Source organism: Microbacterium sp. NPDC086615 (assembly GCF_040686055.1).
In the GTDB taxonomy this organism is placed as follows: domain Bacteria; phylum Actinomycetota; class Actinomycetes; order Actinomycetales; family Microbacteriaceae; genus Microbacterium.
In genome coordinates, this window is sequence record NZ_JBFBJJ010000024.1 from 1 (window position 1) to 24,922 (window position 24,922).

Here is a 24,922-nt window from a genome sequence, read left to right on the forward strand (position 1 = left end):
GATACCTCGCCAGAACTCCCGCTTCACACTCCGCAAAACGCTGAACACCGCCACACCCCTCAATCAGGGTGTTGCACTGACCCGTTGACCCCGCCGCAGCAGACACCCTGTCCTCGTCGCTCAGCCTGTCCTCGTGACGGCCGCACGAACGACGACGGCGCCGCCCCCGCGGGGACGACGCCGTCGTGACAGAACGCCTCAGGCTCCGATGCCGCGGATGGGCGGGTGGTGGAACGTGTCGCCGAAGGCGCGTTCCGAGGCCCCCTCGCGGTCGAGGTAGGGCGAGGCCCCGCCGTCGATGAAGGGCCAGCCCGCGCCGAGGATGAGGCACAGGTCGATGTCCTGCACCTCGGGGACTACGCCCTCGTCGAGCATGATCTTGATCTCCTGCGCGAGGCCGTCCTGCACGCGGGCGAGGATCGTCTCGGGCGCGACGGGCGTCTTGCCGGTGACGAGAACCTTCTGTGCGGCCTTGGTCCAGCCGGTGACGCGGCCGCCCTTGTCCTTCTCGACGACCTCCGGGAGCGCCGCAAGCTCGTGGAAGTTCTCGGACGCGAAGAACCGCTCCGGGAAGGCGCCGGCCATGGTGTCCTGTACGTGGGCCGCGACTTTCCAGCCGACCAGGTCAATGAGCTGGAATGGTCCCATCGGCAGCCCGAGCGGCGCGAACGCCTTCTCCACCACCGTGATCGGGGTGCCCTCGTACACCGCCCGCGCGGCCTCACCCATGACCTTGGCCAGCAGCCGGTTCACGACGAACCCGGGCGCGTCGGCGGTGAGCACGGCGTTCTTGCCGAGCCCCTTCGCGACGACGAACGCCGTCGACAGGGCGGCGTCGGAGGTGGCATCCGTCTTCACGACCTCGATGAGCGGCATGACCGCGACGGGGTTGAAGAAGTGGAAGCCGACGAGCCGCTCCGGGTTCTGCAGCACCGAGCCGATCTCGGCGACCGAGAGCGACGAGGTGTTGGTGGCGAGGATCGCGTCTTCCGCGACGATCTTCTCGATGGCCGAGAACACCTCTTGCTTGACCCCGACCTCTTCGAACACGGCCTCGATCACGAAGTCGCAGTCCGCGAACTCCGAGCGGTCGGTCGTGCCGTGCACGAGGGCGCGCAGCTGGTTGGCGGTGTCGCCGTCGAGCCGGCCCTTCGCCTCGAGCTTGCCGATCTCCTCCCGGATGGATGCCACGCCCTTGTCGACGCGACCCTGGTCGAGGTCGGTGATGACGACGGGCACCCGCAGCTTCCGCACGAACAGCAGAGCGAACTGCGACGCCATGAGTCCCGCGCCGATGACACCGACCTTCGTGACCTTCTTCGCCAAGGCCTTGTCGGGAGCCCCGACCGGACGCTTCGCGCGCTTCTGCACGAGGTCGAAGGCATACATGGATGCCGCGAACTGATCGCCCGTGATGAGGTCGGCAAGCGCCTCGTCCTCGCGGGCGAACCCCTCGGCCTTCGTGCCGCTCTTGGCCTTGTCGAGCAGGTCGAGCGCGACGTAGGGAGAGCGGGGCACGGTGCCGATCTTGGACTCGAGCATGCCGCGCGCCATCTTGATCGCGATCGGCCACTTGGTCAGGCGCTCGAGCTTGCCGGGCTCGTTCTTGCGCTCGACGCGGACGCGACCGGTGAGCACGCCGTCCGCCCACCGCAGCGAGTCCTCCAGGTAGGAGGCCGCCGGGAAGATGGCATCCATGATCCCCAGGTCGAACGCCTGCTGGGGCTTGAGCATGCGGTTCTGCTTGAGCGGGTTCGAGATGACGACCTCGAGCGCGTTCTCGATGCCGATGAGGTTCGGCAGCAGATAGGCGCCTCCCCAGCCGGGGATGATCCCGAGGAACACCTCGGGCAGCGCGATCGCCGCGGCCGACGCGTCGACCGTGCGGTACGTCGAGTTCAGCGCGATCTCGAGACCGCCGCCCAACGCGAGCCCGTTGACGAACGCGAACGACGGGACGCCGAGGTCGGACAGCGAGCCGATGACCTGGTGCCCGCGCTGCGCGATGAGACGGGCGACGTCCTTCGACGGCAGCTTGGCGACGTCGGACAGGTCGGCACCGGCGGCGAGGATGTACTGCTTGCCGGTGATCGCCACGGCGTGGATCTCGCCCGCCGCCGCACGATGCTTCAGGGTCGCGAGGGTTTCGCCGAGATCGGCGAGCGTCGCCGGCCCCAGCGTGTTCGGACGCGTGTGGTCGCGGCCGTTGTCGAGCGTGATGAGAGCGAGGACGTTGCCCGAGGGCAGCCGCACATCACGGACGGGGGAGTGGGTCACCACCTCGTCACCGGTGAGAGCGTCGAGAGGGCTGAAGTCGATCGAGGTGTAGTCGGTCACTTGCGCTTCTTCTTTCCGTCGAAGAACGGGTTCTCCCAGATGACGGAGCCGCCCTGGCCGAGGCCCACGCACATGGCGGTGAGGCCGTAGCGCACGTCGGGACGCTCGGCGAACTGCGCGGCGAGCTGGATCATGAGACGGACTCCGGATGCCGCGAGCGGGTGGCCGACGGCGATCGCACCGCCCCAGGGGTTAACGCGCGGGTCGTCGTCGGCGATGCCGAAGTGATCGAGCAGCGAGATCACCTGGATGGCGAACGCCTCGTTCAGCTCGAACAGGCCGATGTCGTCGATCGTGAGCCCGGCCTTCTTGAGGGCCTTCTCGGTCGAGGGGATGGGGCCGATGCCCATGATCTCGGGCTCGACGCCGGCGAACGCGAACGACACCATCCGCATCTTCGGGGTGAGACCGAACTCCTTCACGGCGTCAGCACCCGCGAGCAGGCTGATCGTGGCGCCGTCGGTGAGGGGCGACGAGGTGCCGGCGGTGACGCGGCCGTGCGGGCGGAACGGCGTCTTCAGCGTCGCGAGACCCTCGACAGTGGTCTCGGGGCGGCGACCCTCGTCCTCGGTCGCGAGACCCCAGGCGCCGTCGGCATCCTTCACCGCCACCGGCACGAGGTCGGGCTGGATCTTCCCGGCCTCGTAGGCGGCCTGCACCTTGTGCTGGCTCGCTGCACCGTAGCGGTCGGCGCGCTCCTTGGTGAGGTGCGGGAACCGGTCGTGGATGCGCTCCGCCGTCACGCCCATGTTGAGCGCGCCCGGGTCGACGAGCTTCTCGGCCACGAAGCGCGGGTTGGGGTCGACGTTTCCCCCGATGGGGTGACGACCCATGTGCTCGACGCCGCCCGCGAGAGCGAGGTCGTACATGCCGACGCCGATCGAGGCACCCATCGTGGTGACGCTGGTCATGGCGCCGGCGCACATGCGCTCGACCGCGAGACCCGGCACCGTCATCGGGAGCCCCGCGAGGATCGCCGCGGTGCGACCGAGGGTCAAACCCTGGTCACCGGTCTGCGACGTCGCGGCGATCGCCACGTCGTCGATGCGGTCCTTCGGCACGTCGCCGTTGCGCTCCATCAACCCGATGATCGCTTTGACGACCAGGTCGTCCGCGCGGGTGTTCCAGTACATGCCCTTCTCGCCGGCGCGCCCGAAGGGGGTGCGCATTCCGTCGACGAAGAAGACGTCCGTCATCTCGGCCACTCTGCCTCCAAAGTTTGGGATGACCCCAGCCTAGGAAGGCGGATTCCCCGCGAGGAATCGGTTGTCCGAACCTACGAATCCGCGCCAGACCCGTCGTCGTCGACTTTGAGGGAAGCTACAAAGCTATCCGCGATCACCTGTGCGGTCTGGTCAATCTGCCAGGGTCGCGCACCGAGTTCGGCGAGAGCCGCCCCGATGGTCTCGACGGTCACCTCGGCGGGCGGAGCCCAGGCCACCCGACGAAGCGTCTCGGGGGTGAGGAGGTTCTCGGTCGGCATCCGCAACTCTTCGGCGCGCGCCTCGACGGCGGGTCGCGCCGCCTTCAGACGACGATCGGCCTCGGGGTTGCGATCGACCCACGCGCGGGGCGGCGGAAGCGTGTCGCTGGGGACACGGTCCGGCGGCAACTCGGTGTCTTCGCGGCCCGCCACGATGGCGTTCCACCACCGATCGAGCTGAGTACGGCTGGCCCGCCCGTTGAACTCCTTGACGCCGGCGAGCGCCTGCTTGCTCGCGGGATCCGCGAGCACGGCGGCCACAAGTGCGCGGTCGGGCACGAGTCGGCCGGGGGCGACGTCCTGCTCGCGGGCGTACTCCTCGCGGGCCCACCAGAGCGCACGGGCCACCGCGAGAGCTCGGCGACCGCGCACCGTGTGGAGCCCGCTCATACGCCGCCACGGGTCTTCGCGCGGCGGCTTGGGCAGGCGGTCGAGGACGGCCTGGAACTCCTGCCGCGCGAACTCGGTCTTCTGCTGCTCGTCGAGCTCGGCCACCAGCACGTCCCGGACGTCGATGAGGTGCTCGACGTCGAGGGCGGCATACTCGAGCCAGGATGCCGGGAGTGGACGGGTCGACCAGTCCGCCGCCGAGTGGGCCTTGGCCAACGTGATGCCCAGCGTCTGCTCGACGACAGCGCCGAGACCGACGCGCTCGTGTCCGAGCAGTCGCGCGCCCAGCTCGGTGTCGAAGATGCGCGGGGGCTCGAGACCACGCTCGCGCAGCGACGGCAGGTCCTGACTGGCCGCGTGGAACACCCACTCGATGTCTGCGATCGCGGCCTGCAGCGGCGAGAAGTCCTCGATCGTCGACGGGTCGAAGAGGAAGACGCCCGCCTCCCGACGGAACACCTGGATGAGGTACGCGCGCTGCGAGTAGCGGAATCCCGATGCACGCTCGACGTCGACCGCGACCGGACCGGTACCCGCAGCGAGGCGATCGGATGCCGACGCCAGTCCGGCGGCATCCTCGATGACGTTGTACTCAACCACGGGTGGGCCTCCGGGCTCCGAAGACGGCGACGCCCTCCGACCCCGGGGGGAGGCCGGCCAGCATGCACACGAGTTCCGCCCACGCGTCGAGATGGGGGCGGATGGGACCACGCGGCGACCATGACGCGCGAAGTTCGATCTGCGACCCCTCGCCCTGGGACGCGAGGGCCCCGAAACCGGTCGAGAGGGTCTTGGTGGCGGTGCCCGATTCGGAGTGCCGTTCGGCGCCGCGCGAGTCGAGAGCATCGATGAGCCACGACCACGCCACTTGGGCGAGGAGGGGATCGATGCCGATCTCGGGCTCCAGCGGCGCCTGCGCGAAGCACACCACGCGCCACGCGCCGCCCCACGCATCGGGTTCGTCCGGATCGTGCAGCAGGATGAAACGCCCCGTGCCGAAAGGCGAGTCGGTCGAGTGTTCCTCCGGACGGACATCGCCCGCCAACGCCAGGGAGTGGGGCGCCAGGCCGGCAGGGGAGGGGATCTCGCGCACGACGAAATCGTCACGGAACGTGGCGGCGCGCACCTCCTCCATCGCCCGGGCGAAAGGGGTCGACGCCTCGGGTGAGCCCAGGTCAGTCACGGCCACAGACTAGAGTGAGGCCTCGATGAACGCTCCCAGGCGCGCCGCGCGGCCCGGCCCCTCGCGACGAACCGTATCGATCGCACGCGTGGGGATCGCGACTCTCGCGATGGCCTTCGGGGCGAGCCTCACCGCATTGAGTGCCGTCTCGCTCCGCATGGCTCGTACCGTCATCACACCCGCGGGTCGAGTTCCCAACACGCGGATCGTCTCGCTCGACACCGCCGCGCAGACGGTCACGCTCGACCGCACCGATGACACCGCCCTACCGGGACGGTACGGGCTCTTCACCGTTGGAACCACCGACTATCTGCGGCTGGGGTCGGTGGTCGCCGACGACGGCGCAACCGTCACCCGGAAACTCCTCACCCAGGTCGCCGCCGACGACAGCATCGCCGCCGAGGCGGCTTTCAGCGGCTGGTACTACGACGAACCCGATCAGCTCCGACTGCCGTACCGGTCGGTGCAGATCGAGACCCCCGTCGGGGCCTGCCCCGCGTGGGAGTTCCCCGCCGACGAGGAGTCCGGCGGGGAGGAGTCCAGCGACGAGGGGTCCGGTGTCTGGGTCATCCAGGTCCACGGTCGAGGGACGACGCGCGCCGAGACGCTTCGCGCCATCCCGGTCTTCCACGCCCTCGGTATCACGGCTCTCGCGGTGTCGTACCGCAACGACGGGGAGGCGCCGCAGAGCGCGAGCGGCACCTACGCGCTCGGCGCGACCGAGTGGCGCGACGTCGATGCCGCGATCGAGTACGCCGCGGCGCACGGGGCGCGACGCGTCATCCTCATGGGGTGGTCGATGGGCGGCGCGATGTGCCTCCAGACCGAAGCCTTCTCGACGCATCGAGACCTGATCGCGGGACTCGTCCTGGAATCACCCGTCGTCGACTGGCGCACGGTTCTGCGCTATCAGAGCCGTCTCCTCAAGCTGCCCCGCCCGGTCCTCGGTCTGACGGAGCGCATCCTCGACTCCGCTTGGGGTGCCCGCCTGGTCCGCGGCGAGGCCATCCCCCTCGACCGTCTCGACCGTGTCGCCCACGCGGACGACCTGCGGCATCCGGTCCTGATCCTCCACAGCGACGATGACGGCTTCGTGCCCAGCGACGCTTCGCACGCCCTCGCGGAGGCTCGCCCCGACCTCGTCACGATGGAGACGTTCGAGGTGGCGCGCCACACGAAGCTGTGGAACTACGACGAGACGCGCTTCACCCGCGTGATCCAGGACTGGGTACGGCGGCAGGGACTCGCGTCCGAAGAGTGACGGATGCCGCCGTGCTCAGGCACAGCGTTCAGGCACCCCGCTTGGCGGCGACCTGACGCTTCGCGCGCATGAGCATGCCCGTCATGCCCGCGATCCGCAGCGGGCTGACCGCTCGGGTGAGGCCGATGCTCTGCGGGAAGTCGTCGGGAACGGCGAGGACCTCGTCGGCCGACAGCCCGGTCAGTCCCTGCGCCAGGATGCTCGCGAAACCGCGCGTCGTCGGGGCCTCGGCGGGTGCCGTGGCGTGCATCGCGACGCGATCAGCGTCGTCGACCGTGACGATGATGTACACCGGCGACTGGCACTCTGCCACCCGCTCCTGCAGCTCGGGGTGATCGGCGTACTCGGCCGGCACCGCGGGGAGCTCCTGCGAGAACTCCAGCAGGAGCTGCAGCCGGTCGGGCTCGTCGAGCTCGAGGAACTCGTCGCGGATCTCGGCCAGGCGGGCGGGGAGGGTGTTCTCGGACATCTCCGTCATCCTCCCACGCCCGCGAACGCCGGGCTCAGCGCGAGGGCACCTCGCCGGGCTCCGATCCCGAGACGATCGGCACACGCACGGCGCTGCCCCACTCGGTCCACGAGCCGTCGTAGTTGCGGACGTCCTCGAAGCCGAGGAGGTGCTTCAGCACGAACCAGGTGTGACTCGAGCGCTCGCCGATGCGGCAGTACGCCACGATCTTGTCGCCGTCCTTCAGGCCCGCGCCGTCGCGGTAGATGGCATCCAGCTCTTCGCGCGACTTGAAGCCGCCGTCTTCGGCGACGGCCTTGGCCCACGGCACGCTCTGGGCGCTCGGGATGTGACCCGCGCGGAGAGCCCCCTCTTCGGGGTACGCCGGAGCGGAGGTGCGCTCGCCCGAGTACTCCTCGGGGGAGCGCACATCGATGAGCGGGTTGCCGAGGTGCGCGAGCACGTCGTCCTTGTAAGCGCGGATCAATGCGTCGTCGCGCTCGACGATCGGGTACTCGACCGGCTCGCGGGTGGTCGGCTCGGTCGTGAGAGGGCGCCCCTCGGCGATCCACTTGTCGCGGCCGCCGTCGAGGAGGCGAACGTCTTCGTGCCCGAAGAGCGAGAACACCCACAGCGCGTACGCGGCCCACCAGTTGTTCTTGTCGCCGTAGATGACAACCGTGTCGTCGCGCGCGATGCCCTTCTTGCTCAGCAGCTTCGCGAAGCCCTCGCCGTCGAGGTAGTCGCGCACGACGGGATCATTGAGCTCGGTGTGCCAGTCGACCTTGACCGCACCGGGGATGTGCCCGGTCTCGTAGAGGAGCACGTCCTCATCGGACTCGACGACGACCAGACCCGGTTGCCCGAGCCGCTGCTCGAGCCACTCGCCGGTCACGAGACGGCCGGGCTCGGCGTAGTCGGCGAACTTGGGGGAGCTGGTGTCGAACTCGACGGTCACGGGAGATCTCCTCGGTCGGGGCAGGGGGTGCGGCGGCATAGGGTGGACACCGCACCATCGACCCTAGATCCGCGGCATGGGGCACGCACCCATCCCGTAAGACTCGGACACAGGACGGCCATGACCTCCACTCCCGCCACGACCGGCCTCATCCACCTGACGGAGCGCGAGCCCGCCGTCACCGGTGCCGAGATGGTGAACGCCCTCGTCCCGCCGCCGCAGTTCGACGGCGCGACCTTCGAGTCGTATCGGGCCGACGATGCCTACCCCTCGCAGCAGGAGGCCAAAGAACTCCTTCAGGCGTTCGCCGGAAAGCAGTCGAGCCCGGCGAAGAAGGGCGGGTTCTTCCGTCGCGCCGAGAAGGTCGCGCCGGTCAAGCCCGGGGTCTACCTCGACGGCGGCTTCGGCGTCGGCAAGACGCACCTGCTCGCGTCGATCTACCACGCGATGCCGGCCCGCCGGAAGTACTTCGGATCGTTCATCGAATACACCGCACTCGTCGGCGTGCTCGGCTACGCCAAGGCCGTGGAACTGTTCCGCGGGAGCGATCTTCTCTGCATCGACGAGTTCGAGCTCGACGACCCGGGCGACACGATGGTCATGACGCGACTGCTCGGGGAGCTCGTGGCATCCGGAACCCGTCTGGCGGCGACGTCGAACACCCCGCCCAACGCCCTCGGCGAGGGACGCTTCGTGGCGCAGGACTTCCTGCGCGAGATCCAGTCGATGGCGGACAGCTTCCGGACCATCCGCATCGACGGGACCGACTTCCGTCAGCGTGCGATCGACGGCGAGGCGAAGGTGCTCGGCGACGACGAGTACCGTCAGGCGATGGATGCCGCGGCCTCAGCCGGAGTGGCATCCGATGATGCGTTCTCCGACCTCGTCGGTCACCTGGCCCGCGTGCACCCCTCGCGTTTCATCCGACTGATCGACGGGGTCGACACGATCGGGCTGCGCGACGTGCAGGTTCTGCACGACCAGTCGGCCGCCCTCCGTCTGGTCGCGTTCATCGACCGCGCGTACGACGCGCAGATCCCGATCCGGGCAACCGGCGTCCCGCTGAACACGGTCTTCAGCGACGAGATGCTCGCGGGCGGGTACCGCAAGAAGTACTTGCGCGCCACGTCGCGGCTCGTCGCCCTTACACACTCGTGATCCAGCGTCCTCATCTGCGCCTCTCGGCCGCGCGAAACGCGATGTTTACGTGAGGCCGATCTCCGTAACGTCCCCGTAACACCTCTCGAACGGAGATGGAAACCGGGGCTGGGAACACTGGGGGGACCCGACGCTACACCTGCGTCCCTGCAGAGAGGTTTCCTCCGAGATGGATCAAGGCAACACCGCATTCATCCTGCTAGCAGCCGCCCTCGTGCTGCTCATGACGCCAGGACTCGCATTCTTCTACGGCGGTCTCGTCAAGGCCAAGAGCGTTATCAGCATGATGATGATGAGCTTCGGCGCGATGGGCCTGATCGGCGTGCTGTGGGTGCTCTACGGCTACGCGATCGCCTTCCCGGCGACCGACGCCGGCGTCACCCAGCTTCCCTGGATGATCGACTGGAACGAGTTCGGTCTCGCCAGCGTCCTCGAGACGCCTGAGGGCGCCGCGTACCCGCCGCTGGCCTTCGTCGCCTTCCAGGCCACCTTCGCCATCATCACCGTCGCCCTGGTTTCGGGCGCCATCGCCGATCGCGCCAAGTTCGGCGCCTGGATGATCTTCGCCTTCGTGTGGTCGACGGTCGTCTACTTCCCCGTCGCCAGCTGGGTTTTCAACTTCGGTCTCGCCGAGGACGGCTCGTTCTCCTACGGCGGCTGGATCACCCACGGTATGCAGGACGTGTTCGGCGTCGGTGCGATCGACTTCGCCGGTGGTACCGCGGTCCACATCAACGCCGGTGCCGCCGCCCTCGCCCTCGCTCTGGTCCTCGGCAAGCGCGTCGGCTTCCAGAAGGGCGCCCACGTCCCCCACAACCCGCCGTTCGTGCTCCTGGGCGCCGGTCTGCTGTGGTTCGGCTGGTTCGGCTTCAACGCGGGCTCCGAGCTCGCCGCTGACGGCACCGCCGCCCTGGCCTTCGTCAACACGATCGCCGCTCCCGCAGCAGCCCTGCTCAGCTGGCTGATCGTCGAGAAGATCAAGGACGGCAAGCCCACCTCCGTGGGTGCCGCGTCGGGCGCCGTCGCCGGTCTCGTCGCGATCACCCCGGCGTGCGCCGCACTGACGCCGATCTGGGCCATCGTGCTGGGTCTCGTCGCCGGTGCCGTCTGCGCCCTCGCGATCGAGCTGAAGTTCAAGCTCGGCTTCGACGACTCGCTCGACGTGGTCGGCATCCACCTCGTCGGCGGTCTGCTCGGAACGCTGTACCTCGGCATCTTCGCCAACACCACCGGCCTCATCTACAGCGGCTCGCTGAACCAGCTGCTGGTGCAGGCGATCGCCGCCCTCGCAGTCCTGGTGTACTCGTTCGTTCTCGCCTTCGTCATCGGCTTCGCGATCGAGAAGACGATCGGCTTCCGCGTCAAGAACGAGGACGAGATCGCCGGTATCGACACCGTGGTTCACGGTGAAGAGGGCTACGTCCTGACCGACGCTCGCGCCTGAGCATCCTCACCCCGGACGGGGCGTCACCGATTCGTCGGTGGCGCCCCGTCTCTCGTTTTCGCCCCGCGCTGCCGTGCGCTGCGCTCCGTCGGATTCGAGTCCGCGGATGCCTAGGGTGGGGGAATGGGAACCACCTCTCGTCTCGTGTCGGCTTTCCTCGGGATGTTCCGCTCGACGGCACCGGCCAGGCCGGCCTCTGCGCCCGCACGAGCCGTCACGGCGCCAGCCGACGCCCAGACGCTCGAAATCGAGCCGCCGCGCCGCCTCACGATCTCGTACGCTCCGCAGCGCGACAATGCGCCGGACGGGGGAGAGATCGTCTGGACGTGGGTGCCGTACGAAGAGCGCGACGGGCAAGGCAAGGATCGTCCCGTCCTCGTCATCGGACGGGCGGATGCCACCCGCTCGTACGCCGTACGGCTGACCAGCAAGCCGCACGACGGCGATCGGCAGTACCTGTCCCTCGGCACGGGGGAGTGGGACCCGCAGCGGCGTCCCTCGTGGGTCGACATCGAGCAGCTGTACCTCGTGCACGATGCCGGCATGCGTCGAGAAGCCGCAGCCCTGGATCGGGGGCGCTTCGACACGGTCGCGGCCGCGCTGACAGCCCGCTACGGGTGGAAGCGCGGCTGACCACGGCTGTCAGGATGGGTGAATGAGCACCATTTCACCCATCGTCGTCGACACCGCCGCCGCGGCTCGGATGTGGCAGCAGTACGCCGACGCCCATCCCGACGCCGTCGCCGCCTGCCCCGAGTACACCGTCGAGCACTTCGGTGACTCCGAGAGACTGGCCGACGAGTTGCTCGCGCACGTTCTCGAGGGGGAGAAGCGTGCGACCTCGTCGCTCGTGGCGGAGTACATCGCCGAGGGACAACCCCTCCCGCGCATCGGATCGCACTGGATCGCCTGCGACGGCCGAGGCGCGCCCCGAGCCATCCTGCGGACGACCGAGATGCGTCTGGGCGTCTTCGAGAGCGCGGACGCGCGATTCGCGTTCGACGAGGGCGAGGACGACCGGTCCCTCGAGAGCTGGCGGGAGGAGCATCGTCGATACTGGACGCGTATCTCCGCAGCGCTCGGGCGGGAGTGGTCGGAGAAGGACGACGAGATCGTGTTCGAGCGCTTCACGGTGGCGTGGCCGCCGGAGCACAGGGACGGCGGGCACTGATCGACCGCGTCGTCGCGGAGCGCGCGGAGGCCCTGGGCGAACCGCGAGAACGCCGATGGAGAGGAGCGGGGTCGGTGGGTGGGAGTCGTCATCGCCGCGGTTCACGCTCGCGCGGGTTTTCCGGCACTCGGTTGCGGAGGGGCCTTCTGACGGGCCTGATCCTCGGACTCACCGTGTTCCTGGGACTCTGGTTGACGGTCACGCCGGAGGATCTCGCCGCACGATGGACTCAGCTCGCTTTGGGCGCTACGGCGGTGGTCGGTGTGATGGCCGGTTCGCGCCTGCCGTTCCTCGGAGTGGTCGTGACGGCTGCCGCGACAGCATGCGGATGGACCCTCCACGTCACTGCCGATCCGTTCATGTTGACGGGATTCGCGGTGTTCCGACTGGCGGAGAAGCGCGGAGGACGCAGGTTCCCGTGGTGGATGTTCGCCGGCGTCGTCCTCGTGGTGCTCACCTCGGCGTTCCTCGGTACGGAGGGCGTCGAGGATCGTTTCCGCGGGATGGTGTTGAGCGCTGTCGTGTTGTGCGTCGCGTGGGTGCTCGGCGTGCGGACACGAGAGGTCAGGGAGGAAGCGACGGCTCGGTCGCGCGCCGAGGAGCGTCTTCGCGTGGCGCGCGACGTACACGATGTGCTGTCTCACTCCCTCGGAACGATCGGGGTGCAAGCGGGAGTCGCCGCCCATGTGGGCACTCTCGGCACCGAGCAACTGCGTGAGGTGCTGCGGGGGATCGAGGGTGATGCGAGAGCCTCTCTGTTTCAGTTGAAAGGCCTCCTGCATCGGGAGCGAACCGGCACCGAGGCGGAGAATGTCGCGTCGAGTCCCCTGTCGACAGCGCTCGCACGTCTTGCGATGTCCGCTGAGCGGGCCGGTATCTCCGTCCGTATCGACTCCGACGAAACGATCGATGGGCTTCCGTCCGATGTACGTACGACGGTGCTCAGAGTTGTCCAAGAAGCGATGACGAACGTCATCCGGCACGCGGCGGCGTCCCTCGCCATCGTGAGGCTTCACGTGTCCTCGGAGTCGGTGACGGTGGGGATTCAGGATGATGGGCAAGGCGCTCCGCGCACGTTCCAGCCCGGTCACGGTTTGGCGGGTATGCGCGAGAGAATCGAGCTCCTGGGTGGGACGGTGGACTTCGCCTCCTCGACGTCGGGCTTCACGGTGTCGGCGACCATTCCGCTGGTGAGAACTCCGAGCAGACCGCAAGGACGAATGTGATCAGGGTGCTCATCGCGGACGATGAACCGTCGATCCGCTCATCGCTTCGAATGCTGGTCGACAGCGAGGCCGGCATGGAGGTGGTTGGCGAGGCTACAGACGGCACGGACGCGGTCGAGCGTGCGGCAAGTCTGCATCCGGATGTCGTCTTGATGGACGTGCAGATGCCGCGGATGAGCGGGCTGGAAGCGACCCGCGTCCTCACCGGGAAGCCCGACGGGCCGCGGGTGATCGTGCTGACGATGTTCGATCTCGATGAGTACGTGTACGAGGCACTCCGGGCCGGAGCCTCTGGGTTCCTGCTGAAGAACAGTCCGCCCGGCGAGGTGCTGCACGCAGTACGCGTGACACACGAGGGCAATGCGCTGCTCGCCCCGGAGGTGACGAAGCGGTTGATCAGACGTTTCGCCCCCGTGCGCGAGGACCACCGACTCGGCCACCTCACGGCGCGGGAGCGCGAAACGCTGGCTCTCATCGGGCAGGGCAGATCGAACGCCGAGATCGCGGATGACCTGTTCGTCACCGTGACGACCGTGCGCACCTACGTGAGCCGGATTCTGACGAAACTCCAGGCCCGAGACCGGGCGGGGCTCGTCGTCATCGCTTACGAGAACGGCATTGTGACCCCGGCATCCACGTGATCCGGCGACCCGAAGCCCGCGATTGTCAACTCTCGCAGACTGACGCCGGCACGCCGGCCCAGTTGGCTGGGAGGCATGATCGAAGTCAGTCACCTGGTCAAGCGTCACGGCTCACGCACCGTGGTCGACGATGTCAGTTTCACCGCTCTTCCGGGGCGGGTCACCGGCTGTCTCGGACCCAACGGCGCGGGGAAGAGCTCGACGCTGCGGGTCTTGCTCGGATTGGATCGTGCGACCAGCGGCACCGCGCTGATCGATGGTCGGCCGTATCGATCGCTGGAACGTCCGTTGTGGACGGTGGGAGCGATGCTCGACGGCCCCGGCGCGAACACGGGCCGCACCGCGAAGGCGCACCTGACCTGGGTGGCGCAGTCGAACGCCATCCCCACCCGACGAGTGGACGAGGTACTGGAACTCACCGGACTGCGGGACGCCGCGAAAATGCGAATCCGCGAATTCTCGCTCGGCATGGGGCGACGCCTCGGCATCGCCACAGCCCTCCTCGGCGACCCTGACGTGCTCGTGCTGGACGAGCCCACAAACGGACTCGATCCCGACGGCATCCGTTGGACAAGGCGCTTTCTGCGCCTCCTCGCCGACGATGGCAAGGCTGTGTTGGTGTCGAGTCACCTGATGAGCGAGATGCAGGACACCGCCGACGATGTCGTGATCATCGCTCGCGGCCGCGTTCTCGCAACGGGCAGCACAGCAGAGGTCATCGGCACGCACCGCACCCTGGAAGACGCGTTCTTCGAGCTCACGGACAAGCACACCGACTACCGGGCCGGAGACGTGGACGGGGCGACGGCATGAACGGTCTCCTACCCCTCGTGCGTTCCGAAGCCACCAAACTTCGCACCGGCCGCGCAACGTGGATTCTCGGGGCCGCAGCCGTCCTCGGCAGCTGGCCGATGGCCTGGGCCAACGCGGCGACCGCCGTCGGGGTGGCGTCCGATGACCCACGCCTCTTCTCTTCCGAACCGATCCCTCTCGCGTTCCAGGGGTTCGAGATGGCCGGGTTCGGGTATGTCCTCGTCGTCGTCCTCTCCGCGCTGTGGGCCGGAAGCGAGTACGGCGGCAATCAACAGATTCGCACGACGCTGCTGGCCACCCCACAGCGGTTGCGCGTGTTCGCAACGAAGACGCTGCTGCTCGCGATCACGGTCGCGGCGATCGCCTTCTCGACCATGTGGGGCACTCTGGTGATCACGCACCTCGTGGGAGAGACCGGTGTCGATCCGTGGACGTTGAACCCGGCGATCTGGGCGAACCTCGGCGGCGTCACCGTCGCATGGACGCTCACCGCGCTGACGGCCTTCGCCGTCGGCGTGCTCGCCCGCACTGTCATCCTGCCGCTCATCCTCGTCGTCCCGCTCGTCATCGGGGTCGGTGACTTCCTCACCGTGTTCTGGGCCGGCGCGAAGTATCTCCCCGTTGCCGCGGGTGCCGCTCTTTCCTCGAACCCCGCGACCGGCACATACCTCGACCCGCCCTTGGGCGGCATCGTCCAAGCCGGATGGGCAACGGTGCTGCTCACCGCAGCAGCGGTCTCGTTCGTGCGCCGAGACCTGTGAGGCACAGGTGATCCACACGCTCCGCGCCGAATGGACCAAGGCGCTCACTCTTCGAAGCATTCAAGGCACGATCGCTGCCGCGCTCCTCGTCCCCCCTGTCCTCGCGTTCGCCTCTGCGCTCGCCTTCGACGGCGAAGCGCCAACAACGGCGTCGTTCCCCATCGAGTCTCACGGGTTCGAGACCGCCGGGTTCGGACAGCCGCTGATCATTCTGCTCGCAGCTCTCGTGGCCGGAACCGAGTACATCGACGCACAGCTCGCCACCACTCTGACGGCCACACCCCGGCGGGGGCGTGTGCTCGCGGCGAAGTTCATCGTGACCGCGGCAGCGGCGGTGGCTGTCGGCATCGTCGCCACGAGCGCTGCCGTGCTCCTCGAACACGCGGCACTCGGTGAACACGGTCTTTCCGTCAGTGAGTTCACGGCGGGCATGGGGTGGAACCTGGTCGGCGTTGCCGTGAACTATGCGCTGATCGGGCTCATCGCCGCAGCCGTCACCGTCCTGGCCCGCACGTTCATCGTGACGCTCGTCGTACTCGTGCCTCTGGTTCTCGGGCTGACGATCTCTTGGCTGGGCCCCGTTCCGGCGTTGAGATTTCTGCCCGATCTCGCCGGACTGCAGCTCCTCACCGGCTACCCGGGAGTCGGACTCCTCGACCCGATACCCGGGGCAGTCGTCATGGCAGCCTGGGCAGCGTTGCTCTGCATCGCGTCGTGGCTCGTCTTCCGTAGGCGCGACACCACGGGCTGAGACCCGCGCCAGCAGCCCACCACCCGGGCGGGGCCGAGTGCACACGCACGAGGTCGATCTCGCCGACGAAGAAGGCCCGAAATCTCCGCGTTCCGCGTGATTCCGGGCCTCCAGTGGTGGGCGATACCAGACTCGAACTGATGACCTCTTCCGTGTGAAGGAAGCGCGCTACCAACTGCGCCAATCGCCCGCATCCCGAACGGGACTCATCGATCGTACCGGATGCCACGACGTGCTCCGAACCACGCCGTCGAGACACACCCGGGGCGCGCCTGGTTTTGCACCCGTGCCCAGATCGGGTAATGTCTTACGAGTGCTCGGGGCAAGCCCCGAAAACGAAATGCGGATGTAGCGCAGTGGTAGCGCATCACCTTGCCAAGGTGAGGGTCGCGAGTTCGAATCTCGTCATCCGCTCGAGTGAAGGGATCTTCGTCAGGGAAACCGACGAGAGATCACGACACGTGGGTCGAACCACACACGGTGGCGTGGCCGAGCGGCTAGGCACCGGCCTGCAAAGCCGTTTACACGGGTTCGAATCCCGTCGCCACCTCGCTTCATAACTGAACAGCCTGTATAGGCGCGATTGGCGCAGCGGTAGCGCGCTTCCCTGACACGGAAGAGGTCACTGGTTCGATCCCAGTATCGCGCACCGAATGAAACCCCCGGTTCCGCCGGGGGTTTTCTCGTTCCCGCTGCTGTCGCTCGCGCGACAGCGGCGATGTCGGCGGGTCATGGCATCCTGTCTTCTATGGAGGAGCTTCAGGATTCGCCCCCGCGTCGATCGCGTGAGCAGCTCGAAGAGTGGGTGCAGGAGTTCAAAAATCAGGGCCACATCGTGGCGGGGGCCCTTCGAGTCGCCCAGCAAGAAGACGCCGACGGTCAAGACACCGGGCTCGTCGTGATGAGCCTGCGCAATGCGAAGGCGTCGATCTACATGCAGCCGCGCGGCTACGACGACCCCGTGTGGGAAGCGACGCTCACGGGGCGCCCCGAAGATCTCACGCTCTCGATCCACGACATTGCTTCGCTCGCGGCCGAGCTCGTGATCGCCGGCAACCTCTGTTCGTTCCTCCAGTGGAAGTCGCTCGAGTGGGACCGCCAGAGCGGAACGCACGGCTGATCCGTATCGAGCCCGTGCGCCGCAAGTCCCCCACGCCGGCCCGCCACGGCGGCTAGCGTGTTCGCATGACCGTTCCCGACACGCACTGGCGTGAGATCGCCGCGTCGCCGTTCGTCTCGCTCGGAACCTTCCGTCGCAACGGCGCCGAGGTCGCCGTCCCCGTCTGGATCGCTCGTGACGGTGACGAACTCGTCGTCACGAGCGAACGCAACACCGGCAAGGTCAAGCGCCTCCGCAACGACCCGCGCGTCACCGTGCGCCCGTGCAGCCGCATGGGATCGGTCGAACCGGATGCCATCACCGTCGCGGCGCACGGACGAGTCGCCGGCCCCGCGACCGATGACCCGCGCGCGGACTCGGCACTGCGTCGGAAGTACGGTCTGCAGTACCGCGCGATCCTCGGATTCGAGGCGCTGGTGCGCAAGATCCAGCGACGTCCGGGCGACCGGGTGATCCTCCGCATCAGTCGCGGAGACTGACGCTCCGTCGGGACGTCGCGGGCCGCCACACGCCGCAGGGTGTACCCGAACCGCAGTCTCGCGCAAGGGGGTTTGCTGTTCTCGCCGAGTCGCGAAAGGTTGCTGGAAAGCGGCTGGCACCCCCGGCATCCGCGTCCCCCTTCTTCTCGCCGGAAGATGCGCGGTGCGACGAGGTGCCGGCGACGAGGTTGTGCATGGGCAAGTTCATCTACGACGGCACCACGAAGATGGAGTTCGAGGACCGGCTCCTGGCGCACCTGCAGGCGGTCATCATGGCCAAGGTCCGACGGGGAGAGAGCTTCCCGTTCACCTGGAAGGACGACATCAGCACCGGAGGCGGGCGCACGACCGTGTACATCCACCCGAACGTCTCGCTGGTGTTCAAGTACCACGGCAGTCGCACCCCGCAGTTGAGCGCACCGTGGCTGCACGCTCTGACGTACAACGCCAACTCGGGTCGTGGACTCTACGTCATCCCGGAGCCCGAGGAGTTCACACCGCGAGAGAGCATGCAGCGGGAGGAGATGGTCTTCCGCGAGGTACCGAACGAACCGATGGCCTCGGATGCGCACTCCTGACCGGGAATATCGACTCCCGCGGCGCGGGTTGTCGCTCTCATGAGCGACTGGACCGAGGCCAAGCCCTTCTTCGAGACGACCGCCGTCGCGCACCTCGCGACACTCATGCGCGACGGTTCCCCGCACTCGACCCCGCTCTGGGTGGGCGTGGACGGCGAGCGGCTGATGTTCTTCACCGAGATCGACGCCCTGAAGGACCGGAACCTGCGCCGCGATCCGCGCGTGGCGATCTCGGTGACCGGCGCCGACAACCCGTACTCGATGGCGTTCGTCCGCGGGGAGGCCGTCGAGCGATTGGAGGGTGACGAGGCTCTGCCGTACGTCGACCGCATCTCGCATCTGTACGAGGGACGCCCCTACGGAATGCGGGAGGGCCTCGCCGTGTGGTTCATCGAACCGCGTAAGGCGTGGTCTCGCACCTACGAGGACTGAGCCTCACAGCGCGAGAGGGAGCACCCCCAGCACGAGGATGAGCGGGGCGATCACCGCGCCGAACACGATGAAGCGCCCCCACTTCACCTCGACGCCGGCCGCGACCAGACGATCGTGCCAGAGGAGGGTCGCGAGAGACGCCCACGGCGTCATGATCGGCCCCGCATTCACACCGATGAGCAGCGCTGCAAGGCGCGCGGGGGAGCCCGCGACCGATTCGAGCGCAAGGTAGGCGGGAAGGTTGTTGATCCCGTTCGCTGCCAGAGCGCCCACGCCGGCGACCTGCCAGAGCGAGACGAGGTCGTCGCCCGTCCCGGCCAGCACCGAGGTGACTCGACCAATGCCGAGGGCTTCCAGTGCACCCACGGCGAGGAACAGGCCGCCGGCGAACACCAGCAGCGACCACGGTACGAGACGAATCCCTAGCCCCGCCGGCGCGCGCCACGCGAACGCCGCCAGGAGGACGACCGCGGCGCCGACCGCCGGCATCCACGGTTCCAGGCCGACCACCAGCAGCGGAAGCAGGGCGACCGTCACCACGGCCGAGACGCGCAGGAGGATCGGATCGGAGACAGTGGGGGAGACGGCATCCGGGTAGGTCTTCGGGAGACGGCGGAGGAACACCAGCGTCAGCACCGAGACCGAGACGGCGATCGCGATCAGCGCCGACGGCCCGAGCAGAGCGAGGAAGGCGACCGGGTCGTGTCCACCCCCGAGGGCTTCGGATGCCAACAGGTTGGTGAGGTTCGACACCGGGAGCACGAGCGAGGCGGTGTTCGCGAGCACGACGGTCACGAAGGCGAAGGGGAGCGGGTCGAGCTTGCGCGCCACGGCCATCGAGACCACGACCGGCGTCAGCAGCACCGCTGTCGTGTCGAGCGAGAGGAACGCCGTGGCGACCGTCGCGAGCGCCACGACGAGCACCCACAGCCACACCGTGCGACCGCGCGCGACACGGGCCAGGCGGGCGGCCACGACGTCGAAGAGTCCGGCTTTGGATGCCAGCTCCGCCACGATCGTGACGGCGACGACGAACAGCAGGATCGGCCAGACGCGGTCGGCGACGGCGAGGGCGTCATCCGCGGGGAAGACGCCGGTGAGCAGCGCGATGATCCCGAGGATCCAGAGCACGCCGCCGATGATGGCCAAAGTCACCGCTCCACTATGAGGCACGCCGGGTGCCATCGAGGTCACGCCCGCCCGGTAGCCTGGAACAGACCCTTTCAGGAGATGTGCTGTGACTGATTTTCCCGCCGATGGCTTCGCCCTCTTCCCCGACCGATCGGTTGTCGCCCTGCGCGTCAACGGCGAGCTGAAAGACCTCGCCACGACCGTCACGGCCGACGACGAGGTGGAGCCCGTCACGATCGACAGCGCCGACGGTCTGTCGATCCTGCGGCACTCGACGGCGCACGTGCTCGCGCAGGCGGTGCAGCGCGTCAAGCCGCAGGCGAACCTGGGGATCGGCCCGCCCGTCACCGATGGCTTCTACTACGACTTCCAGGTCGACGAGCCCTTCACCCCGGAAGACCTCAAGGTCATCAAGAAGGAGATGGAGCGGATCGTCCGCGAGAACCAGCGGTTCGTCCGCCGCGTGGTCACCGACGACGAGGCCCGTGCGGAGCTCGTCGACGAGCCGTTCAAGCTCGAGCTCATCGGACTCAAGGGCGGCTCCGCCGAGGCCGCGGAGGGCGCGAACGTCGAGGTCGGCGCCGGCGAGCTGACGATCTACGACAACGTCACCCGCGACGGCGAGACCGCGTGGAAAGACCTCTGCCGCGGACCCCATGTGCCCGGCACGCGCCTCATCGGCAACGGGTGGGACCTCACCCGCATCGCCGGCGCCTACTGGCGCGGCAGCGAGAAGAACCCGCAGCTGCAGCGCATCTACGGCACCGCGTGGCCCACGAAGGACGAGCTGCGTGCGTATCAGCACCGCCTCGAGGAGGCCGCGAAGCGCGACCACCGCAAGCTCGGCAAGGAGCTCGACCTCTTCTCGTTCCCCGACGAGATCGGTCCGGGACTCTCGGTGTTCCACCCCAAGGGCGGCATCATCCGCTACGAGATCGAACGCTACATGCGCGAGCGCCTGCTCGCCAGCGGGTACGAGGTCGTCAACACCCCGCACATCACCAAGGGCGACCTGTTCATGACGAGCGGGCACCTGCAGTGGTACGCCGACGGCATGTACCCGCCGATGGTGCTCGACGAGGTGGTGGATGCTGACGGGCACGTGTCGCGCGAGGGCCAGGAGTACTACCTGAAGCCCATGAACTGCCCCTTCCACAACCTGATCTTCCGCTCGCGCGGACGCAGCTACCGCGAGCTGCCCCTGCGCCTGAGCGAGTTCGGGTCGGTGTACCGCTACGAGAAGAGCGGCACGCTGTCGGGCCTCACCCGTGTGCGCGGCATGACCCAGGACGACACGCACATCTACGTGACCGCCGAACAGGTGAAGGGCGAGCTCACCCACAGCCTCGACTTCGTGCTGCAGACCTTGCGCGACTACGGCCTGAACGACTTCTACCTCGAGCTGTCGACCAAGGAGGAGGGCAACCCGAAGTTCATCGGCGACGACTCCCTCTGGGTCGAGGCCACCGAGACGTTGCGCGAAGTCGCCGAGGCGTCGGGCCTCGAGCTCGTGCCCGACCCGGGCGGGGCGGCGTTCTACGGCCCGAAGATCTCGGTGCAGGCGCGCGACGCCATCGGCCGCACCTGGCAGATGTCGACGATCCAGCTCGACTTCAACCAGCCCGAACGATTCGAGCTCGAGTACACCGGTCCCGACGGCGAGAAGCACCGTCCCGTCATGATCCACCGCGCCCTCTTCGGCTCGGTCGAGCGCTTCTTCGCGATCCTGCTCGAGCACTACGCCGGCGCATTCCCCGTGTGGCTCGCACCCGTGCAGGTCGTGGCCGTTCCGGTGGCCGCCGAGTACGGCGACTACCTGCAGAGCATCGTCGCCGACCTCAAGACCAAGGGCGTGCGCGCCGAGGCCGATCACAGCGACGACCGCATGCAGAAGAAGATCCGCACGCACACCACGCAGAAGGTGCCGCTCATGCTGATCGCCGGCGAGCAGGACCGCTCGAACGGCACGGTCTCGTTCCGGTTCCGTGATGGGACGCAGCTCAATGGCATCCCGGTCGACGAGGCCGTCGCGCGCATCACCGGCGCCATCGCGGCTCGCACGCTCGTGAACACCGCGGAGGATCTCGCGTGACGAGCGATCCGGATGCCGTGGCGGCGGGCTCGTCGCCCTCGTCCGGCGCCACGCCCGCCAGGGAGCAGCCTGCCGTCACCGCATCCGGACCCGCGACCACCGACGCCGAGCTGGTCGACGCCGCGACGCTTCCGGGAGTGCCGGACGAGTTCCAGCGACTGTGGACCCCGCACCGCATGGCGTACATCTCGGCTGGTCGCGAGCCGATGGAGCAGAACTGCCCCTTCTGCGCGGCGCCCGGCAAGTCCGACGAGGACGGCCTGATCGTCGCGCGCGGGAAGACCGCCTACGTACTGCTCAACCTCTTCCCGTACAACTCGGGTCACCTGCTGGTGTGCCCGTACCGTCACATCGCCACGTACGACCAGGCGACCGACGAAGAGGTGGCCGAGATCGGCGCGCTGACTCAGCGCGGGATGCGCGTTCTGCGCGCGGTGTCGCGGTGCGACGGCTTCAACCTCGGCATGAACCAGGGCGCGATCGCGGGGGCCGGTGTCGACGCGCACCTGCACCAGCACATCGTGCCCCGGTGGGCCTCGGACGCGAACTTCTTCCCGATCATCGCCAAGACGAAAGCCCTGCCGCAGCTCCTCGGCGACGTGCGCCGCACGGTCGCGGACGCCTGGGCCGACTGAGCGCACCCTGGCACTGCCGCACACGCCCGCGGGCACCTGCTGACGTCGTTTGCCGCTGATGCGCGCTTACCGGCGCTCACCTCGTCCATCTGCGTCAAACGAAACGACGCCCGCCCGCCTGTTTGCCTCGGATGGTCACGAGCGTCGCGCAGCACCGACGATCTTCGGCAAACGAATCCCGGCGGCCAACGCGGAACCTCAGCGCACCTGGCGGACCGAGAACTGCAGGCGCGGGTGGGCGTAGGCCTCCTGCGACTCGATGAGACGCAGTTCGCGCGAACCCGACTCGTACGTGTTCGTCAGCAGATCGAAGACGCTGGATGCCGTGCGGGCCAGCGCGTCGGCCGCGTCGCCGCCGCTGCGACGGTAGTGCGCCGTGAACAGCGCTGCGGTCACGTCGCCGGACCCGTTGGCCTTCATCGGGATGAGCGGCGTCTGCACGATCCAGGCGCCATTGTCGTCGACGACCATCATCTCGATCGTGTCGGCCTCGCGGTCCGGACGCTCGACGCTCGTCACGAGGATCGTTCGCGGCCCGCGAGCGCGCAGCGCATCAGCCGAGGCGAGGGTCGAGTCGATGCTCCCCGGTTCGGTGCCGGTGAGGAAACCGAGCTCGAACTGGTTCGGGGTGAGGATGTCCGCGACGGGGACGACGCGCTCACGCAGGAGCTCGGGGATCGCGGGGGCCACGAAGCATCCCGACTTGGCGTTGCCCATGACCGGGTCGCAGGCGTAGACGGCATCCGGATTCGCCTTCTTCACCCGCGCGACGGTGTCGATGATCACGTCGGCGATGCCCTCGCCACCCTGGTACCCCGAGAGGACGACGTCGATCTCGGGGAAGACGCCGCGCTCCTCGATGCCCGTGATCACCGCGGCGACGTCGTCGGGGGAGATCAGCGGACCGCGCCATGCCCCGTACCCGGTGTGGTTCGAGAAGTTGACCGTGTAGACGGGGAGAACCTCGACGCCGATGCGCTGGAGGGGGAACACCGCGGCGGAGTTGCCGACATGCCCGTACGCGACGGCGGACTGGATCGAGAGAACCTTCATGCCTCGATCCTTCCACCTCGAGCGGGCGGTCGACGCGTTCCCGCAGCGGCGGCGATGTCATCGGCCAGTGTCCGGGCCGCGGTGTCGTCGAGGTCGTGCACCGTCAGCCGCAGGAACGACCCGGACGGACCGGAGGAGAGGAAGAACGGATCCCCCTCACGAACGAGCCAGCCTCGGCGCATGAGGTCGTCGCGCACCGTGGCCGCGGGAACGGGGAGGGGCACCCAGAGGTTGAGTCCGTCGCCCGGGGCGACCGGCAGTCCACGTTCGGTCAGCGCGGCGGCGAACGCCGCGTTGCGGTCGGCGTAGTGGACTGCGGCGCGCTCGATGTCGGCGCGGACGCCGTCGTCGGTGACGAGCGCGTGCGTCATGCGCTGGAGGATGTGGCTCACCCATGTCGTCCCGGGCGTGAGCCGCACGGCGAGTCCGTCGGCGGTGTCGGGATCGGATGCCGTCACCGCGAGGCACGTGTCCGGCCCCAGGAACTTCGACATCGAGCGGATGCGCGCCCACCGGCGCTGCCCCGACCCGATGACGGAGTGGAGCGGGGCGCGGGAGAGGAGCGAAAAATGATCGTCCTCGATCACGAGGACGTACGGGTGCGCGGCCAGCACGTCGCGGAGGGCCGCCGCGCGCTCGGCGCTGAGACTCGCGCCGGTCGGGTTGTGGGCGCGAGGCGTCACGATCACGGCTCTCACGCCGGCGTCGAGCGCGGCGCGGAGTCCCTCGACGGTCATACCGTCGGCATCCACCTCCACCGGGATCGCGCGATATCCTCCCGTCCGCACCGTGTGCAGCGCGGAGAGGAAGCACGGGTCTTCGAGCGCCACCGCATCGTCTCGCTGCAGCGCCTGCGCGAGGAGCCGCTCGATCGCATCGCTCGCGCCGCTGGTGACCGTGATGCGCAGATCGTCATGGGGGAGCTGGTCCGCCATCCAGTCACGCGCCCAGGCCTCGAGCCCCGGGTCGATGACAGGCTCGCCGTACAGCACGGGGCGGGTCGAGCGGACGAGGGCGTTCGTGGGATCGGGGATGAGCGCCGGGTCGGGGTTGCCTGTCCCGACGTCGCGCAGCACCGTGTCCGGCGCGTAACCCTCCTGTGCGACGGTCGTGCGGTCGGCTACGCGCGTGCCCCCGCGCCCGCGCGCTTCGACGAGGCCCGCCTGCGAGAGCTGCCGATAAGCCGCGACGACGGTGTTGCGGTTGACGCCGAGGTCGGCCGCGACGGTCCGGACAGACGGCAGGAGCGTTCCCGGCGCGAGTTCTCCGCGTTCGATGCGCTCACGCAGATCCGTGGCGATCTCGGATGCCGACCGGCCGGTGATGTCGATGGTCATGTGCCCCCTCGGTCATGAACCACCCTATGGCCTGAGACAT

General features: G+C 68.3%; 25 protein-coding genes and 4 tRNA genes. 19 read left to right on the forward strand and 10 right to left on the reverse strand.

Annotation, left to right across the window (positions count from 1 at the left end):
* Positions 1-198: 198 nt before the first annotated feature.
* The 4 genes from AB0O24_RS17080 to AB0O24_RS17095 form a co-directional block, all read right to left on the reverse strand.
* On the reverse strand, positions 199-2,337 hold the full coding sequence (locus AB0O24_RS17080) for a 3-hydroxyacyl-CoA dehydrogenase NAD-binding domain-containing protein (RefSeq protein WP_363376609.1): 2,139 nt from the start codon (positions 2,335-2,337) through the stop codon (positions 199-201).
* Positions 2,334-3,542 (reverse strand): thiolase family protein, encoded by a 1,209-nt coding sequence (locus tag AB0O24_RS17085; protein ID WP_275801203.1) that lies wholly within the window; start codon positions 3,540-3,542, stop codon positions 2,334-2,336. Before AB0O24_RS17085 ends, AB0O24_RS17080 begins: the two co-directional genes overlap by 4 nt.
* Positions 3,543-3,613: 71 nt before the next feature.
* Positions 3,614-4,810 carry an HRDC domain-containing protein gene (locus AB0O24_RS17090; RefSeq protein ID WP_275801205.1) on the reverse strand — a complete coding sequence of 399 codons (1,197 nt, stop codon included), beginning with the start codon at positions 4,808-4,810 and terminating at the stop codon, positions 3,614-3,616.
* The gene (locus AB0O24_RS17095) at positions 4,803-5,399 is read right to left on the reverse strand and encodes a DUF3000 domain-containing protein (protein ID WP_081317253.1); all 597 of its coding nucleotides are present in this window, start codon (positions 5,397-5,399) and stop codon (positions 4,803-4,805) included. Before AB0O24_RS17095 ends, AB0O24_RS17090 begins: the two co-directional genes overlap by 8 nt.
* Before the next feature lie 19 nt (positions 5,400-5,418).
* On the opposite strand from AB0O24_RS17095, the gene AB0O24_RS17100 reads away from it, so the two are divergent.
* Entirely contained in the window at positions 5,419-6,654 is a 1,236-nt protein-coding gene (locus AB0O24_RS17100; protein ID WP_363376612.1) for an alpha/beta fold hydrolase, read from the forward strand.
* A gap of 28 nt (positions 6,655-6,682) precedes the next feature.
* Here AB0O24_RS17100 and AB0O24_RS17105 read toward each other — a convergent pair whose 3' ends face one another.
* Together AB0O24_RS17105 and AB0O24_RS17110 are read right to left on the reverse strand one after the other, a co-directional pair.
* The gene (locus AB0O24_RS17105; RefSeq protein WP_275801209.1) at positions 6,683-7,123 is read right to left on the reverse strand and encodes a SufE family protein; all 441 of its coding nucleotides are present in this window, start codon (positions 7,121-7,123) and stop codon (positions 6,683-6,685) included.
* Between the two features lie 34 nt (positions 7,124-7,157).
* Positions 7,158-8,060, reverse strand: coding sequence for a sulfurtransferase (locus AB0O24_RS17110; protein ID WP_058595675.1), 903 nt, complete (start codon positions 8,058-8,060; stop codon positions 7,158-7,160).
* 120 nt (positions 8,061-8,180) lie between these two features.
* On the opposite strand from AB0O24_RS17110, the gene zapE reads away from it, so the two are divergent.
* The 9 genes from zapE to AB0O24_RS17155 all read left to right on the forward strand — a co-directional run bounded on the left by zapE (position 8,181) and on the right by AB0O24_RS17155 (position 16,025).
* Entirely contained in the window at positions 8,181-9,218 is a 1,038-nt protein-coding gene (gene zapE / locus AB0O24_RS17115; RefSeq protein WP_363376615.1) for a cell division protein ZapE, read from the forward strand.
* Between the two features lie 169 nt (positions 9,219-9,387).
* Complete coding sequence (locus AB0O24_RS17120; protein ID WP_058595677.1) at positions 9,388-10,662, forward strand: ammonium transporter; 1,275 nt, start codon at positions 9,388-9,390, stop codon at positions 10,660-10,662.
* A gap of 123 nt (positions 10,663-10,785) precedes the next feature.
* Positions 10,786-11,295 (forward strand): type II toxin-antitoxin system PemK/MazF family toxin, encoded by a 510-nt coding sequence (locus AB0O24_RS17125; RefSeq protein WP_275801212.1) that lies wholly within the window; start codon positions 10,786-10,788, stop codon positions 11,293-11,295.
* A 22-nt stretch (positions 11,296-11,317) separates the two neighbouring features.
* The gene (locus AB0O24_RS17130) at positions 11,318-11,833 is read left to right on the forward strand and encodes an ASCH domain-containing protein (protein ID WP_363376617.1); all 516 of its coding nucleotides are present in this window, start codon (positions 11,318-11,320) and stop codon (positions 11,831-11,833) included.
* 173 nt (positions 11,834-12,006) lie between these two features.
* Positions 12,007-13,059: a histidine kinase gene (locus AB0O24_RS17135; RefSeq protein ID WP_363376619.1), complete on the forward strand. Its 1,053-nt coding sequence runs from the start codon at positions 12,007-12,009 to the stop codon at positions 13,057-13,059.
* Entirely contained in the window at positions 13,056-13,700 is a 645-nt protein-coding gene (locus AB0O24_RS17140; RefSeq protein ID WP_363376621.1) for a response regulator transcription factor, read from the forward strand. Before AB0O24_RS17135 ends, AB0O24_RS17140 begins: the two co-directional genes overlap by 4 nt.
* A 75-nt stretch (positions 13,701-13,775) precedes the next feature.
* Positions 13,776-14,513 carry an ATP-binding cassette domain-containing protein gene (locus AB0O24_RS17145; protein WP_363376623.1) on the forward strand — a complete coding sequence of 246 codons (738 nt, stop codon included), beginning with the start codon at positions 13,776-13,778 and terminating at the stop codon, positions 14,511-14,513.
* Entirely contained in the window at positions 14,510-15,274 is a 765-nt protein-coding gene (locus tag AB0O24_RS17150; protein ID WP_275801217.1) for an ABC transporter permease, read from the forward strand. The genes AB0O24_RS17145 and AB0O24_RS17150 overlap by 4 nt, the downstream gene beginning before the upstream one ends.
* Before the next feature lie 7 nt (positions 15,275-15,281).
* The gene (locus AB0O24_RS17155) at positions 15,282-16,025 is read left to right on the forward strand and encodes an ABC transporter permease (protein ID WP_363376626.1); all 744 of its coding nucleotides are present in this window, start codon (positions 15,282-15,284) and stop codon (positions 16,023-16,025) included.
* A 114-nt stretch (positions 16,026-16,139) separates the two neighbouring features.
* Here the strand turns inward: AB0O24_RS17155 and AB0O24_RS17160 are convergent.
* Positions 16,140-16,215 (reverse strand) — tRNA-Val (locus tag AB0O24_RS17160).
* Between the two features lie 152 nt (positions 16,216-16,367).
* Between AB0O24_RS17160 and AB0O24_RS17165 the strand changes: the two genes are divergently transcribed.
* From AB0O24_RS17165 to AB0O24_RS17195, 7 genes are all read left to right on the forward strand, one after another.
* Positions 16,368-16,439: transfer RNA gene (locus AB0O24_RS17165), tRNA-Gly, on the forward strand.
* Between the two features lie 65 nt (positions 16,440-16,504).
* Positions 16,505-16,575 (forward strand) — tRNA-Cys (locus AB0O24_RS17170).
* A gap of 27 nt (positions 16,576-16,602) precedes the next feature.
* Positions 16,603-16,674: transfer RNA gene (locus AB0O24_RS17175), tRNA-Val, on the forward strand.
* A gap of 99 nt (positions 16,675-16,773) precedes the next feature.
* Complete coding sequence (locus AB0O24_RS17180) at positions 16,774-17,145, forward strand: hypothetical protein (RefSeq protein WP_275801219.1); 372 nt, start codon at positions 16,774-16,776, stop codon at positions 17,143-17,145.
* 65 nt (positions 17,146-17,210) lie between these two features.
* Positions 17,211-17,624: a PPOX class F420-dependent oxidoreductase gene (locus AB0O24_RS17185; protein ID WP_275801220.1), complete on the forward strand. Its 414-nt coding sequence runs from the start codon at positions 17,211-17,213 to the stop codon at positions 17,622-17,624.
* A 194-nt stretch (positions 17,625-17,818) separates the two neighbouring features.
* Positions 17,819-18,202 (forward strand): ATP-dependent DNA ligase, encoded by a 384-nt coding sequence (locus tag AB0O24_RS17190; protein WP_275801221.1) that lies wholly within the window; start codon positions 17,819-17,821, stop codon positions 18,200-18,202.
* A 39-nt stretch (positions 18,203-18,241) separates the two neighbouring features.
* On the forward strand, positions 18,242-18,634 hold the full coding sequence (locus AB0O24_RS17195; RefSeq protein ID WP_363376628.1) for a PPOX class F420-dependent oxidoreductase: 393 nt from the start codon (positions 18,242-18,244) through the stop codon (positions 18,632-18,634).
* 3 nt (positions 18,635-18,637) lie between these two features.
* Here the strand turns inward: AB0O24_RS17195 and AB0O24_RS17200 are convergent, their stop codons facing one another.
* Positions 18,638-19,789 carry an SLC13 family permease gene (locus tag AB0O24_RS17200; protein WP_363376630.1) on the reverse strand — a complete coding sequence of 384 codons (1,152 nt, stop codon included), beginning with the start codon at positions 19,787-19,789 and terminating at the stop codon, positions 18,638-18,640.
* Between the two features lie 82 nt (positions 19,790-19,871).
* On the opposite strand from AB0O24_RS17200, the gene thrS reads away from it, so the two are divergent.
* Together thrS and AB0O24_RS17210 are read left to right on the forward strand one after the other, a co-directional pair.
* Positions 19,872-21,857, forward strand: a complete 1,986-nt coding sequence (gene thrS, locus AB0O24_RS17205) for a threonine--tRNA ligase (RefSeq protein WP_275801227.1) — start codon at positions 19,872-19,874, stop codon at positions 21,855-21,857.
* 110 nt (positions 21,858-21,967) lie between these two features.
* Positions 21,968-22,492: an HIT domain-containing protein gene (locus AB0O24_RS17210; protein WP_275801236.1), complete on the forward strand. Its 525-nt coding sequence runs from the start codon at positions 21,968-21,970 to the stop codon at positions 22,490-22,492.
* Between the two features lie 198 nt (positions 22,493-22,690).
* On the opposite strand, the gene pdxY is transcribed toward AB0O24_RS17210, so the two are convergent.
* Positions 22,691-23,545 (reverse strand): pyridoxal kinase PdxY, encoded by an 855-nt coding sequence (pdxY, locus tag AB0O24_RS17215; RefSeq protein WP_275801229.1) that lies wholly within the window; start codon positions 23,543-23,545, stop codon positions 22,691-22,693.
* The gene (locus AB0O24_RS17220) at positions 23,542-24,882 is read right to left on the reverse strand and encodes an aminotransferase class I/II-fold pyridoxal phosphate-dependent enzyme (protein WP_275801231.1); all 1,341 of its coding nucleotides are present in this window, start codon (positions 24,880-24,882) and stop codon (positions 23,542-23,544) included. The genes pdxY and AB0O24_RS17220 overlap by 4 nt, the downstream gene beginning before the upstream one ends.
* Positions 24,883-24,922: the final 40 nt, after the last annotated feature.

What these genes read in the sequence shown, in the direction of transcription:
- AB0O24_RS17100 (WP_363376612.1), top strand. Translation starts at nt 5,419, where the DNA reads ATGAACGCTCCCAGGCGCGCCGCGCGGCCCGGCCCCTCGCGACGAACC.
- AB0O24_RS17105 (WP_275801209.1), bottom strand. Translation starts at nt 7,123, where the DNA reads ATGTCCGAGAACACCCTCCCCGCCCGCCTGGCCGAGATCCGCGACGAG.
- zapE (WP_363376615.1), top strand. Translation starts at nt 8,181, where the DNA reads ATGACCTCCACTCCCGCCACGACCGGCCTCATCCACCTGACGGAGCGC.
- AB0O24_RS17120 (WP_058595677.1), top strand. Translation starts at nt 9,388, where the DNA reads ATGGATCAAGGCAACACCGCATTCATCCTGCTAGCAGCCGCCCTCGTG.
- AB0O24_RS17125 (WP_275801212.1), top strand. Translation starts at nt 10,786, where the DNA reads ATGGGAACCACCTCTCGTCTCGTGTCGGCTTTCCTCGGGATGTTCCGC.
- AB0O24_RS17130 (WP_363376617.1), top strand. Translation starts at nt 11,318, where the DNA reads ATGAGCACCATTTCACCCATCGTCGTCGACACCGCCGCCGCGGCTCGG.
- AB0O24_RS17145 (WP_363376623.1), top strand. Translation starts at nt 13,776, where the DNA reads ATGATCGAAGTCAGTCACCTGGTCAAGCGTCACGGCTCACGCACCGTG.
- AB0O24_RS17150 (WP_275801217.1), top strand. Translation starts at nt 14,510, where the DNA reads ATGAACGGTCTCCTACCCCTCGTGCGTTCCGAAGCCACCAAACTTCGC.
- AB0O24_RS17180 (WP_275801219.1), top strand. Translation starts at nt 16,774, where the DNA reads ATGGAGGAGCTTCAGGATTCGCCCCCGCGTCGATCGCGTGAGCAGCTC.
- AB0O24_RS17185 (WP_275801220.1), top strand. Translation starts at nt 17,211, where the DNA reads ATGACCGTTCCCGACACGCACTGGCGTGAGATCGCCGCGTCGCCGTTC.
- AB0O24_RS17190 (WP_275801221.1), top strand. Translation starts at nt 17,819, where the DNA reads ATGGGCAAGTTCATCTACGACGGCACCACGAAGATGGAGTTCGAGGAC.
- AB0O24_RS17195 (WP_363376628.1), top strand. Translation starts at nt 18,242, where the DNA reads ATGAGCGACTGGACCGAGGCCAAGCCCTTCTTCGAGACGACCGCCGTC.
- pdxY (WP_275801229.1), bottom strand. Translation starts at nt 23,545, where the DNA reads ATGAAGGTTCTCTCGATCCAGTCCGCCGTCGCGTACGGGCATGTCGGC.
- AB0O24_RS17220 (WP_275801231.1), bottom strand. Translation starts at nt 24,882, where the DNA reads ATGACCATCGACATCACCGGCCGGTCGGCATCCGAGATCGCCACGGAT.